The sequence below is a fragment of the Escherichia fergusonii ATCC 35469 genome (genome assembly GCF_000026225.1).
Classification (GTDB): Bacteria; Pseudomonadota; Gammaproteobacteria; order Enterobacterales; family Enterobacteriaceae; genus Escherichia; species Escherichia fergusonii.
The window spans coordinates 109,333-122,690 of record NC_011740.1; the positions used below are offsets into that span (position 1 = coordinate 109,333).

Consider the following 13,358-nt stretch of genomic DNA (forward strand, 5'->3'; position numbering starts at 1 on the left):
ATGCGCCGGATATTATCAGTCTTACTCGAAAATGAATCAGGCGCGTTATCCCGCGTGATTGGCCTTTTTTCCCAACGTGGGTACAACATTGAAAGCCTGACCGTTGCGCCCACCGACGATCCGACATTATCGCGTATGACCATCCAGACCGTGGGCGATGAAAAAGTGCTTGAGCAGATCGAAAAGCAATTACACAAACTGGTCGATGTCTTGCGCGTGAGCGAGCTGGGGCAGGGGGCGCACGTCGAGCGGGAAATCATGCTGGTGAAAATTCAGGCCAGCGGCTACGGACGTGACGAAGTGAAGCGCAATACGGAAATATTTCGTGGGCAAATCATCGATGTCACGCCATCGCTTTACACCGTCCAACTGGCAGGCACCAGCGATAAGCTTGATGCATTTTTAGCATCGATTCGCGATGTGGCGAAAATTGTGGAAGTTGCTCGCTCTGGCGTGGTCGGACTTTCGCGCGGTGAAAAAATAATGCGTTGAGAATGATCTGAAACCATAAATTGAGGCCCAATATCTCGTGTTGGGCTTTTTTTTGCGAAATCAGTGGAAACACAGAATAAAAGCGGTTGCCGCAGTTAATTTTCTGCGCTTAGATGTTAATGAATTTAACCCATACCAGTACAATGGATATGGTTTTTACATTTTACGCAAGGGGCAATTGTGAAACTGGATGAAATCGCTCGGCTGGCGGGAGTGTCGCGGACCACTGCAAGCTATGTTATTAACGGCAAAGCGAAGCAATACCGTGTGAGCGACAAAACCGTTGAAAAAGTCATGGCTGTGGTGCGTGAGCACAATTACCACCCGAACGCCGTGGCAGCTGGGCTTCGTGCTGGACGCACACGATCGATCGGGCTGGTAATCCCTGATCTGGAAAACACGAGCTATACCCGTATAGCAAATTACCTGGAGCGCCAGGCTCGCCAACGGGGTTATCAACTGCTGATTGCCTGCTCAGAAGATCAACCAGACAACGAAATGCGCTGTATCGAGCATCTTTTACAGCGTCAGGTAGATGCCATTATTGTTTCCACTTCGTTGCCACCGGAGCATCCGTTCTATCAACGTTGGGCTAACGACACCTTCCCGATTGTTGCGCTGGACCGCGCTCTTGATCGTGAGCATTTTACCAGTGTGGTTGGTGCGGATCAGGACGATGCCGAAATGCTGGCGGAGGAGCTACGTAAATTCCCCGCAGAAACCGTGCTTTATCTTGGTGCGCTGCCGGAGCTTTCTGTCAGCTTCCTGCGTGAGCAAGGGTTTCGTACTGCGTGGAAAGATGATCCGCGTGAAGTCCATTTCCTCTACGCCAACAGTTATGAGCGTGAAGCTGCCGGACAGCTGTTTGAGAAATGGCTGGAAACGCACCCAATGCCACAAGCATTATTCACCACCTCGTTTGCTTTGTTGCAAGGGGTAATGGATGTCACACTGCGTCGTGACGGTAAGTTACCTTCCGATCTGGCTATTGCTACTTTTGGTGATAACGAACTGCTGGATTTCCTGCAATGCCCGGTACTGGCGGTGGCGCAGCGTCATCGTGATGTTGCCGAACGTGTCCTTGAAATCGTGCTGGCGAGCCTTGATGAACCACGTAAACCTAAACCTGGTTTAACGCGCATTAAGCGTAATCTCTATCGCCGTGGAGTATTGAGCCGCAGCTAAGCGTTTTATGAAAATTGGCGCCGGAGAAAAAACTCTGGCGCTTTTCGGGATAAAATCTTATTTCCTTACCATAATTAAGATTATTCCTGAGCTTTGGCATTAACTCTTCGTAATTAATCTCTCTTTCTTATTAATTGCCCTGGTTTTGGTAATTGACACGTAACGAATAGTTACCATTGTATTGCTTTGTTACAGGCGAGAGAGCAATTGCCGAATTAACAAACACTTTTCTGTCTCCCCTTATCCAACCCCTTGCCGTGCCCCGTGCCTGGCGGTAAACAAGGACTGTTATCCTTATGCATATTGTCTTAAAATGCCGCCCGCGTCGCAAACTGACACTTTATATTTTCATTAAAGAAATTGGAGTCGTTTTTAAAACGGTAATGATGAGTGGGATTTTTTCTTGCAACTATTCATGACGTTAATTTGCTTCGTTCGTTGGGCGATTTTTAAACAATGCAGATATTAGTCGTAAACATTGGGTTTTTTGCTTCGGTAAGGAATGTTCCTGGCTTGACAAGCTTTTCCTCCGCTCCGTAAACTCCTTTTAGTGGGAATTTGTGGGATAAAGTGGTAATCGGGGGGAGACTGGCATGTTCCGGGGAGCAACGTTAGTCAATCTCGACAGTAAAGGGCGCTTATCGGTGCCTACCCGTTATCGGGAAGAACTGCTCGGGAACGCTGCCGGTCAAATGGTATGTACCATTGACATTCATCACCCGTGCCTGCTGCTTTACCCCCTTCCTGAATGGGAAATTATCGAGCACAAATTATCGCGTCTTTCGAGCATGAACCCCGTTGAGCGCCGTGTTCAGCGCCTTCTGTTGGGGCATGCCAGTGAGTGCCAGTTGGATAACGCAGGTCGACTATTGATCGCTCCTGTGTTGCGGCAACATGCCGGGCTGACAAAAGAAGTGATGCTGGTCGGGCAGTTCAATAAGTTCGAGCTGTGGGATGAAACGACCTGGCATCAACAGGTCAGGGAAGATATCGACGCTGAACAGTCTATTACCGAAAACTTATCGGAACGACTGCAGGACTTGTCTCTATAAAATGATGGAAAACTATAAACATACCACGGTACTGCTGGACGAAGCCGTAAATGGCCTCAATATCCGTCCTGACGGTATCTACATTGATGGAACTTTTGGTCGCGGTGGTCACTCACGTCTGATCCTCTCGCAGCTTGGCGAAGAGGGGCGTTTGCTGGCGATCGATCGCGACCCGCAGGCTATCGCCGTTGCGAAGACTATTGATGATCCGCGCTTCTCCATCATCCACGGACCTTTCTCCGCGCTGGGCGAATATGTTGCCGAGCGCGATCTTATCGGCAAGATCGACGGCATTCTCCTCGATCTTGGCGTCTCTTCACCGCAACTTGATGATGCTGAACGCGGCTTTTCCTTTATGCGCGATGGTCCGCTGGACATGCGTATGGACCCAACCCGTGGGCAGTCAGCCGCTGAATGGCTACAAACCGCAGAAGAAGCCGATATCGCCTGGGTATTGAAAACCTATGGTGAAGAGCGTTTTGCCAAACGCATTGCCCGCGCCATTGTCGAGCGAAACCGCGAACAGCCGATGACCCGCACCAAAGAACTGGCGGAAGTCGTGGCTGCCGCAACGCCGGTGAAAGATAAGTTTAAACATCCCGCGACCCGTACCTTCCAGGCGGTGCGCATTTGGGTAAACAGTGAACTGGAGGAGATAGAGCAGGCGCTAAAAAGCTCGCTCAACGTGCTGGCCCCGGGGGGGCGGCTCTCGATCATCAGCTTCCACTCGCTGGAAGACCGCATTGTGAAACGCTTTATGCGTGAAAACAGCCGTGGTCCGCAAGTTCCGGCAGGGTTACCGATGACTGAAGAGCAGCTCAAAAAACTGGGTGGCCGTCAGCTGCGAGCACTAGGCAAGTTAATGCCGGGCGAAGAAGAGGTGGCTGAGAACCCTCGTGCCCGTAGTTCAGTTCTGCGTATTGCAGAGAGGACGAACGCATGATCAGCAGAGTGACAGAAGCTCTAAGCAAAGTTAAAGGATCGATGGGAAGCCACGAGCGCCATGCATTGCCTGGTGTTATCGGTGACGATCTTTTGCGATTTGGGAAGCTGCCACTCTGCCTGTTCATTTGCATTATTTTGACGGCGGTGACCGTGGTAACCACGGCGCACCATACCCGTTTACTGACCGCTCAGCGCGAACAACTGGTGCTGGAGCGAGATGCTTTAGACATTGAATGGCGCAACCTGATCCTTGAAGAGAATGCGCTCGGCGACCATAGCCGGGTGGAAAGGATCGCCACGGAAAAGCTGCAAATGCAGCATGTTGATCCGTCACAAGAAAATATCGTAGTGCAAAAATAAGGATAAACGCGACGCATGAAAGCAGCGGCGAAAACGCAGAAACCAAAACGTCAGGAAGAACATGCCAACTTTATCAGTTGGCGTTTTGCGTTGTTATGCGGCTGTATTCTCCTGGCGCTGGCTTTTCTGCTCGGACGCGTTGCCTGGTTGCAGGTAATCTCCCCGGATATGCTGGTGAAAGAGGGCGACATGCGCTCTCTTCGCGTTCAGCAAGTATCCACCTCCCGCGGCATGATTACCGATCGTTCTGGTCGCCCGTTAGCAGTGAGTGTGCCAGTAAAAGCGATCTGGGCCGACCCGAAAGAAGTGCATGAAGCTGGCGGCATCAGCGTCGGTGACCGCTGGAAGGCGTTGGCTAATGCGCTTAATATTCCGCTGGATCAACTTTCCGCCCGCATTAATGCCAACCCGAAAGGGCGCTTTATCTATCTGGCGCGTCAGGTTAACCCTGACATGGCTGAGTACATCAAAAAACTGAAGCTGCCGGGGATTCATCTACGTGAAGAATCTCGCCGTTACTATCCGTCTGGCGAAGTGACCGCTCACCTCATCGGCTTTACTAACGTCGATAGTCAGGGGATTGAGGGCGTCGAGAAGAGTTTCGATAAATGGCTTACCGGGCAGCCTGGCGAGCGCATTGTGCGTAAAGACCGCTATGGTCGCGTAATTGAAGATATCTCTTCCACCGACAGCCAGGCGGCACACAATCTGGCGCTGAGTATTGATGAACGCCTGCAGGCGCTGGTTTATCGCGAACTGAATAACGCGGTGGCCTTTAACAAGGCTGAATCCGGTAGTGCCGTGCTGGTGGATGTCAACACCGGTGAAGTGCTGGCGATGGCTAACAGCCCGTCATACAACCCAAACAATCTGAGTGGCACGCCGAAAGAGGCGATGCGTAACCGTACCATCACCGACGTGTTTGAACCTGGCTCAACGGTCAAACCGATGGTGGTGATGACCGCGTTGCAACGTGGCGTGGTGCGAGAAAACTCGGTACTGAATACCGTTCCTTATCGAATTAACGGCCACGAAATCAAAGACGTGGCACGCTACAGCGAATTAACCCTGACCGGGGTATTACAGAAGTCGAGTAACGTCGGTGTTTCCAAACTGGCGTTAGCGATGCCGTCCTCAGCGTTAGTAGATACTTACTCACGTTTTGGACTGGGAAAAGCGACCAATTTGGGGTTGGTCGGAGAACGCAGTGGCTTATATCCTCAAAAACAACGGTGGTCTGACATAGAGAGGGCCACCTTCTCTTTCGGCTATGGGCTAATGGTAACACCGTTACAGTTAGCGCGAGTCTACGCAACTATCGGCAGCTATGGCATTTATCGCCCGCTATCGATTACCAAAGTTGATCCCCCGGTTCCCGGTGAACGTGTCTTCCCGGAGTCCATTGTTCGCACCGTGGTGCATATGATGGAAAGCGTGGCGCTACCGGGTGGCGGCGGCGTGAAGGCGGCGATTAAAGGCTATCGTATCGCCATTAAAACCGGTACTGCGAAAAAGGTCGGGCCGGACGGTCGCTACATCAATAAATATATTGCTTATACCGCAGGCGTTGCGCCTGCGAGTCAGCCGCGCTTCGCGCTGGTTGTTGTTATCAACGATCCGCAGGCGGGTAAATACTACGGCGGCGCCGTTTCCGCGCCGGTCTTTGGTGCCATCATGGGCGGCGTATTGCGTACCATGAACATCGAGCCGGATGCGCTGACAACGGGCGATAAAAATGAATTTGTGATTAATCAAGGCGAGGGGACAGGTGGCAGATCGTAATTTGCGCGACCTTCTTGCTCCGTGGGTGCCAGACGCACCTTCGCGAGCACTACGAGAGATGACACTCGACAGCCGTGTGGCTGCGGCGGGCGATCTCTTTGTAGCTGTAGTAGGTCATCAGGCGGACGGGCGTCGATATATCCCGCAGGCGATAGCGCAAGGTGTGGCTGCCATTATTGCAGAGGCGAAAGATGAGGCGACCGACGGTGAAATCCGTGAAATGCACGGCGTACCGGTCATCTATCTCAGCCAGCTCAATGAGCGTTTATCTGCACTGGCGGGCCGCTTTTACCATGAACCCTCTGACAATTTACGTCTCGTGGGCGTAACGGGCACCAACGGCAAAACTACGACTACTCAGCTTCTGGCGCAGTGGAGCCAACTGCTTGGCGAAACAAGCGCGGTAATGGGTACTGTTGGTAATGGCCTGCTGGGAAAAGTGATCCCAACAGAAAATACCACCGGTTCGGCAGTCGACGTTCAGCATGAGCTGGCGGGGCTGGTGGATCAGGGCGCGACTTTTTGCGCAATGGAAGTTTCCTCCCACGGGCTGGTACAGCACCGTGTGGCGGCATTGAAATTTGCGGCGTCAGTCTTTACCAACTTGAGTCGCGATCACCTTGATTACCATGGTGATATGGAACACTACGAAGCGGCGAAATGGCTGCTTTATTCTGAACATCATTGCGGTCAGGCGATTATTAACGCCGACGATGAAGTGGGCCGCCGCTGGCTGGCAAAACTGCCGGACGCGGTTGCGGTATCAATGGAAGATCATATCAATCCGAACTGTCACGGACGCTGGTTGAAAGCGACCGACGTGAACTATCACGACAGCGGTGCGACTATTCGCTTTAGCTCAAGCTGGGGTGATGGCGAAATTGAAAGCCATCTGATGGGCGCTTTTAATGTCAGCAACCTGCTGCTCGCGCTGGCGACGCTGCTGGCACTTGGCTACCCGCTGGCTGATCTGTTAAAAACCGCCGCGCGTCTGCAACCGGTTTGCGGACGTATGGAAGTGTTCACTGCACCGGGCAAACCGACGGTGGTGGTGGATTACGCGCATACGCCGGATGCATTGGAAAAAGCCTTGCAGGCTGCACGTCTTCACTGTGCAGGCAAGCTGTGGTGCGTCTTTGGCTGTGGTGGCGATCGCGATAAAGGTAAGCGTCCACTGATGGGCGCAATTGCTGAAGAGTTTGCTGACGTGGCGGTGGTGACGGACGATAACCCGCGTACCGAAGAGCCGCGTGCCATCATCAACGATATTCTGGCGGGAATGTTAGATGCCGGACATGCCAAAGTGATGGAAGGCCGCGCTGAAGCGGTGACTTGCGCCGTTATGCAGGCTAAAGAGAACGATGTGGTACTGGTCGCGGGCAAAGGCCATGAAGATTACCAGATTGTTGGCAATCAGCGTCTCGACTATTCCGATCGCGTCACGGTAGCGCGTCTGCTGGGGGTAATTGCATGATTAGCGTAACCCTTAGCCAACTTACCGATATTCTCAACGGTGAACTAAAAGGGGCAGATATCACCCTTGATGCTGTAACCACTGACACACGAAAACTGACGCCGGGTTGCCTGTTTGTTGCCCTGAAAGGCGAACGTTTCGATGCCCATGATTTTGCTGACCAGGCGAAAGCTGGCGGTGCGGGTGCACTACTGGTTAGCCGTCCGCTGGATATCGATCTGCCGCAGTTAATCGTCAAGGATACTCGTCTGGCGTTTGGTGAACTGGCTGCATGGGTTCGCCAGCAAGTTCCGGCGCGCGTGGTTGCTCTGACCGGTTCCTCCGGCAAAACCTCCGTTAAAGAGATGACGGCGGCGATTTTAAGCCAGTGTGGCAACACGCTTTATACGGCAGGCAATCTCAACAACGACATCGGTGTACCGATGACGCTGTTGCGCTTAACGCCAGAGTACGATTACGCAGTTATTGAGCTTGGTGCAAACCATCAGGGTGAAATTGCCTGGACTGTTAGCCTTACTCGCCCGGAAGCGGCGCTGGTCAACAACCTGGCAGCGGCGCATCTGGAAGGTTTTGGCTCGCTTGCGGGTGTCGCGAAAGCGAAAGGTGAAATCTTTAGCGGCCTGCCGGAAAACGGTATCGCCATTATGAATGCCGACAACAACGACTGGCTGAACTGGCAGAGTGTGATTGGCTCACGCAAAGTGTGGCGCTTCTCACCGAATGCTAACAACAGCGATTTCACCGCCACCAATATCCACGTGACCTCGCACGGTACGGAATTTACGCTGCAAACCCCAACGGGTAGCGTCGATGTTCTGCTGCCGTTGCCGGGGCGTCACAATATTGCGAATGCGCTGGCAGCCGCTGCGCTCTCCATGTCCGTGGGCGCAACGCTTGATGCTATTAAAGCGGGGCTGGCAAATCTGAAAGCTGTCCCTGGCCGTCTGTTCCCCATTCAACTGGCGGAAAATCAGTTGCTGCTCGACGACTCCTACAACGCTAACGTCGGCTCCATGACCGCCGCTGTTCAGGTACTGGCTGAAATGCCGGGCTACCGTGTGCTGGTGGTGGGCGATATGGCAGAACTGGGCGCTGAAAGCGAAGCCTGCCATGTACAGGTGGGCGAAGCGGCGAAGGCGGCTGGTATTGACCGCGTGTTAAGCGTGGGTAAACAAAGCCATGTTATCAGCACCACCAGCGGCGTTGGCGAACATTTTGCTGATAAAACTGCGTTAATTACGCATCTTAAATCACTGATTGCTGAGCAACAGGTAATTACGATTTTAGTTAAGGGTTCACGTAGTGCTGCCATGGAAGAGGTAGTACGCGCTTTACAGGAGAATGGGACATGTTAGTTTGGCTGGCCGAACATTTGGTCAAATATTATTCCGGCTTTAACGTCTTTTCCTATCTGACGTTTCGCGCCATCGTCAGCCTGCTGACTGCGCTGTTCATCTCATTGTGGATGGGCCCGCGCATGATTGCTCATTTACAAAAACTCTCCTTTGGTCAGGTGGTGCGTAACGACGGTCCTGAATCACACTTCAGCAAGCGCGGTACGCCGACTATGGGCGGGATTATGATCCTGACAGCGATTGTGATCTCCGTGCTGCTGTGGGCATACCCGTCCAACCCGTATGTCTGGTGCGTGTTGGTCGTGCTGGTCGGTTACGGTGTTATTGGCTTCGTTGATGACTATCGCAAAGTAGTGCGTAAAGACACCAAAGGGTTGATTGCTCGCTGGAAGTATTTCTGGATGTCGGTCATTGCGCTGGGTGTTGCTTTCGCTTTGTACCTTGCCGGCAAAGATACGCCCGCAACGCAACTGGTGGTCCCGTTCTTTAAAGATGTGATGCCGCAACTGGGACTGTTCTACATTCTGCTGGCTTACTTCGTCATTGTGGGTACTGGCAACGCGGTAAACCTGACCGATGGTCTCGACGGTCTGGCAATTATGCCGACCGTATTTGTCGCCGGTGGTTTTGCGCTGGTGGCGTGGGCGACCGGCAATATGAACTTTGCCAGCTATTTACACATACCGTATCTGCGACACGCCGGGGAACTGGTCATTGTCTGTACCGCGATAGTCGGGGCAGGGCTGGGCTTCCTGTGGTTTAACACCTATCCGGCGCAGGTCTTTATGGGCGATGTCGGTTCGCTGGCGTTAGGTGGCGCGCTGGGCATTATCGCCGTACTGCTGCGTCAGGAATTCCTGCTGGTGATTATGGGGGGCGTGTTCGTGGTAGAAACGCTTTCCGTCATCCTGCAGGTCGGCTCCTTTAAACTGCGCGGACAACGTATTTTCCGCATGGCGCCGATTCACCACCACTATGAACTGAAAGGTTGGCCGGAACCGCGCGTCATTGTGCGTTTCTGGATTATTTCGCTGATGCTGGTCCTGATTGGTCTGGCAACGCTGAAGGTACGTTAATCATGGCTGATTACCAGGGTAAAAATGTCGTCATTATCGGCCTGGGCCTTACCGGGCTTTCTTGCGTGGACTTTTTCCTCGCTCGCGGTGTGACGCCGCGCGTCATGGATACGCGGATGACACCGCCTGGCCTGGATAAATTACCCGAAGCCGTAGAACGCCACACGGGCGGTCTTAATGACGAATGGCTGATGGCGGCTGATCTGATCGTCGCCAGTCCCGGCATTGCATTGGCGCATCCTTCCTTAAGCGCTGCCGCCGATGCCGGAATCGAAATCGTTGGCGATATCGAGCTATTCTGCCGCGAAGCACAAGCACCGATTGTGGCGATCACCGGTTCTAATGGCAAAAGCACTGTCACCACACTAGTGGGTGAAATGGCGAAAGCGGCGGGCGTTAACGTTGGCGTGGGTGGCAACATTGGCCTGCCCGCGTTGATGCTGTTGGATGCTGAGTGCGAACTGTACGTGCTCGAGCTGTCGAGCTTCCAGCTGGAAACCACCTCCAGTTTACAGGCGGTGGCAGCGACCATTCTGAACGTGACAGAAGATCATATGGATCGCTATCCATTTGGTTTACAGCAGTATCGTGCGGCAAAATTGCGCATTTATGAAAATGCGAAAGTTTGCGTGGTTAATGCTGACGATGCCTTAACAATGCCGATTCGTGGTGCGGATGAACGTTGCGTTAGCTTTGGTATCAATATGGGCGACTATCACCTGAATCATCAGCAGGGTGAAACCTGGCTGCGGGTGAAAGGCGAGAAAGTGTTGAACGTGAAAGAGATGAAACTTTCCGGTCAGCATAACTACACCAATGCGCTGGCGGCACTGGCGCTGGCAGACGCAGCTGGATTACCACGTGCCAGTAGCCTGAAAGCGTTAACTACGTTCACTGGTCTACCGCATCGCTTTGAAGTGGTGCTGGAACATAACGGTGTGCGCTGGATTAACGATTCGAAAGCCACTAACGTCGGCAGTACGGAAGCAGCGTTGAATGGCTTGCACGTAGACGGCACGCTGCATTTGTTGCTGGGCGGCGATGGTAAATCGGCGGACTTCAGCCCACTGGCGCATTACCTGAATGGTGATAACGTGCGTCTGTATTGTTTTGGTCGTGACGGTGCGCAGCTGGCGGCGCTACGCCCGGAAGTGGCAGAACAAACTGAAACCATGGAACAGGCGATGCGCTTGCTGGCTCCGCGTGTTCAACCAGGAGATATGGTTCTGCTCTCCCCGGCCTGTGCCAGCCTTGATCAGTTCAAGAACTTTGAACAACGAGGCAATGAATTTGCCCGTCTGGCGAAGGAGTTAGGTTGATGCGTTTATCTCTCCCTCGCCTGAAAATGCCACGTCTGCCGGGATTCAGTATCCTTGCATGGCTCTTTACGGCAGTAAAAGGCTGGGTGATGGGCTCGCGGGAAAAAGATACCGACAGCCTGATCATGTACGATCGTACTCTGCTGTGGCTGACCTTCGGCCTTGCGGCGATCGGTTTTATCATGGTGACGTCGGCATCAATGCCGATCGGGCAACGCTTGACTAACGATCCCTTTTTCTTCGCTAAGCGTGATGGCGTCTACCTGATCCTGGCGTTCATTCTGGCGATTATTACACTGCGCCTGCCGATGGAGTTCTGGCAGCGCTATAGCACTACGATGCTGTTAGGTTCGATCATTTTGCTGATGATCGTACTGGTGGTAGGTAGCTCGGTAAAAGGGGCATCGCGTTGGATCGATCTTGGTTTGCTGCGTATTCAGCCAGCGGAGCTGACTAAGTTATCGCTGTTTTGCTACATCGCCAACTATCTGGTGCGTAAAGGCGACGAAGTACGTAATAACCTGCGTGGCTTCCTGAAACCGATGGGCGTGATTCTGGTGTTGGCGATCTTGCTGCTGGCACAACCTGACCTCGGTACGGTGGTGGTGCTGTTTGTGACGACGCTGGCGATGCTGTTTTTGGCGGGGGCGAAGCTGTGGCAGTTTATCGCCATTATCGGCATGGGAATCTCGGCTGTTATTCTGCTGATCCTCGCTGAACCGTACCGTATTCGCCGTGTAACTTCATTCTGGAATCCCTGGGATGATCCGTTTGGCAGCGGTTACCAACTGACACAATCGCTGATGGCGTTTGGTCGTGGCGAATTATGGGGACAAGGGCTGGGTAATTCGGTGCAGAAACTGGAGTATCTGCCGGAGGCGCATACTGACTTTATTTTCGCCATTATCGGTGAAGAACTGGGGTATGTCGGTGTGGTACTGGCACTTTTAATGGTATTCTTCGTCGCTTTTCGCGCGATGTCTATCGGTCGTAAAGCGCTGGAAATTGATCACCGTTTTTCAGGCTTTTTGGCCTGTTCTATCGGTATCTGGTTCAGCTTCCAGGCACTGGTGAACGTTGGCGCAGCCGCGGGGATGTTACCGACCAAAGGCCTGACATTGCCTCTCATCAGTTACGGCGGTTCGAGTTTATTGATTATGTCGACAGCGATCATGCTGTTGTTGCGCATTGATTATGAAACACGTCTGGAAAAAGCCCAGGCGTTTGCACGAGGTTCACGATGAGCGGTCAAGGGAAGCGGTTAATGGTGATGGCTGGTGGTACTGGTGGTCATGTGTTCCCAGGACTGGCGGTTGCGCACCATTTAATAGCCCAGGGGTGGGAAGTTCGCTGGTTGGGTACTGCCGATCGTATGGAAGCGGACTTAGTGCCAAAACATGGCATTGAAATTGATTTCATTCGTATCTCTGGTCTGCGTGGCAAAGGTATAAAAGCGCTGTTAGCTGCGCCTCTGCGTATTTTTAACGCCTGGCGTCAGGCGCGGGCGATTATGAAAGCGTTCAAACCTGATGTTGTATTAGGTATGGGCGGATATGTTTCCGGGCCTGGCGGTCTGGCGGCGTGGTCGCTTGGCATCCCGGTTGTGCTTCACGAACAAAACGGTATCGCGGGCTTAACCAATAAATGGCTGGCGAAGATTGCCACTAAAGTGATGCAGGCATTTCCGGGGGCTTTCCCCAATGCGGAAGTTGTTGGTAACCCGGTACGGACCGATGTGCTGGCACTACCGTTGCCGCAGCAGCGTTTGGCTGGACGTGAAGGTCCGATTCGCGTACTGGTGGTAGGTGGTTCCCAGGGAGCGCGGATATTAAACCAGACAATGCCGCTGGTCGCGGCAAAACTTGGCGATACAGTAACCATCTGGCATCAGAGCGGTAAAGGTGCGCAACAAATCGTTGAGCAGGCTTATGCGGATGCGGGGCAACCGCAGCATAAAGTGACAGAGTTTATTGATGATATGGCGGCTGCCTATGCCTGGGCAGATGTGGTTGTGTGTCGCTCTGGCGCGTTGACAGTCAGTGAAATAGCTGCCGCCGGATTGCCCGCGATTTTTGTGCCATTTCAGCATAAAGACAGGCAACAGTACTGGAATGCGTTACCGCTGGAGAAAGCGGGAGCAGCGAAAATTTTTGAGCAGCCACAGTTTACCGTGGATGCCGTTGCCAGCACGCTTGCTGGCTGGTCACGTGAAACTTTATTAACTATGGCAGAACGCGCCCGTGCGGCATCAGTACCTGATGCCACTGAGCGGGTTGCAAACGAAGTGAGCCGGGCTGCCCGGTCTTAATTGTAGTGAT

General features: G+C 53.0%; 12 protein-coding genes. All 12 read left to right on the forward strand.

All coding sequences use genetic code 11. The features are described from left to right. The 12 genes from ilvN to murG all read left to right on the forward strand — a co-directional run bounded on the left by ilvN (position 1) and on the right by murG (position 13,348). On the forward strand, positions 1 to 492 hold the full coding sequence (gene ilvN, locus EFER_RS00745) for an acetolactate synthase small subunit (protein ID WP_001353460.1): 492 nt from the start codon (positions 1 to 3) through the stop codon (positions 490 to 492). Between the two features lie 180 nt (positions 493 to 672). Beyond that, complete coding sequence (gene cra / locus EFER_RS00755; protein ID WP_000762414.1) at positions 673 to 1,677, forward strand: catabolite repressor/activator; 1,005 nt, start codon at positions 673 to 675, stop codon at positions 1,675 to 1,677. A gap of 593 nt (positions 1,678 to 2,270) precedes the next feature. After that, complete coding sequence (mraZ, locus tag EFER_RS00760; protein ID WP_000488287.1) at positions 2,271 to 2,729, forward strand: division/cell wall cluster transcriptional repressor MraZ; 459 nt, start codon at positions 2,271 to 2,273, stop codon at positions 2,727 to 2,729. Position 2,730: 1 nt separating this feature from the next. Continuing rightward, positions 2,731 to 3,672 (forward strand): 16S rRNA (cytosine(1402)-N(4))-methyltransferase RsmH, encoded by a 942-nt coding sequence (gene rsmH / locus EFER_RS00765; protein WP_000970479.1) that lies wholly within the window; start codon positions 2,731 to 2,733, stop codon positions 3,670 to 3,672. Then, positions 3,669 to 4,034, forward strand: coding sequence for a cell division protein FtsL (gene ftsL, locus EFER_RS00770; protein ID WP_000625658.1), 366 nt, complete (start codon positions 3,669 to 3,671; stop codon positions 4,032 to 4,034). Before rsmH ends, ftsL begins: the two co-directional genes overlap by 4 nt. Positions 4,035 to 4,049: 15 nt before the next feature. Next, positions 4,050 to 5,816 carry a peptidoglycan glycosyltransferase FtsI gene (ftsI, locus tag EFER_RS00775; protein ID WP_000642222.1) on the forward strand — a complete coding sequence of 589 codons (1,767 nt, stop codon included), beginning with the start codon at positions 4,050 to 4,052 and terminating at the stop codon, positions 5,814 to 5,816. Then, positions 5,803 to 7,290, forward strand: coding sequence for a UDP-N-acetylmuramoyl-L-alanyl-D-glutamate--2,6-diaminopimelate ligase (gene murE, locus EFER_RS00780; protein ID WP_000785118.1), 1,488 nt, complete (start codon positions 5,803 to 5,805; stop codon positions 7,288 to 7,290). The genes ftsI and murE overlap by 14 nt, the downstream gene beginning before the upstream one ends. After that, positions 7,287 to 8,645, forward strand: coding sequence for a UDP-N-acetylmuramoyl-tripeptide--D-alanyl-D-alanine ligase (gene murF, locus EFER_RS00785; RefSeq protein ID WP_000626661.1), 1,359 nt, complete (start codon positions 7,287 to 7,289; stop codon positions 8,643 to 8,645). The genes murE and murF overlap by 4 nt, the downstream gene beginning before the upstream one ends. Next, the gene (mraY, locus tag EFER_RS00790) at positions 8,639 to 9,721 is read left to right on the forward strand and encodes a phospho-N-acetylmuramoyl-pentapeptide-transferase (protein WP_000964131.1); all 1,083 of its coding nucleotides are present in this window, start codon (positions 8,639 to 8,641) and stop codon (positions 9,719 to 9,721) included. Before murF ends, mraY begins: the two co-directional genes overlap by 7 nt. Positions 9,722 to 9,723: 2 nt before the next feature. After that, positions 9,724 to 11,040 (forward strand): UDP-N-acetylmuramoyl-L-alanine--D-glutamate ligase, encoded by a 1,317-nt coding sequence (murD, locus tag EFER_RS00795; RefSeq protein WP_000796452.1) that lies wholly within the window; start codon positions 9,724 to 9,726, stop codon positions 11,038 to 11,040. Next, positions 11,040 to 12,284, forward strand: coding sequence for a cell division protein FtsW (ftsW, locus tag EFER_RS00800; protein WP_002431685.1), 1,245 nt, complete (start codon positions 11,040 to 11,042; stop codon positions 12,282 to 12,284). The genes murD and ftsW overlap by 1 nt, the downstream gene beginning before the upstream one ends. Further along, positions 12,281 to 13,348 carry an undecaprenyldiphospho-muramoylpentapeptide beta-N-acetylglucosaminyltransferase gene (gene murG / locus EFER_RS00805; protein WP_000016545.1) on the forward strand — a complete coding sequence of 356 codons (1,068 nt, stop codon included), beginning with the start codon at positions 12,281 to 12,283 and terminating at the stop codon, positions 13,346 to 13,348. Before ftsW ends, murG begins: the two co-directional genes overlap by 4 nt. The last annotated feature ends 10 nt before the right edge of the window (positions 13,349 to 13,358 follow it).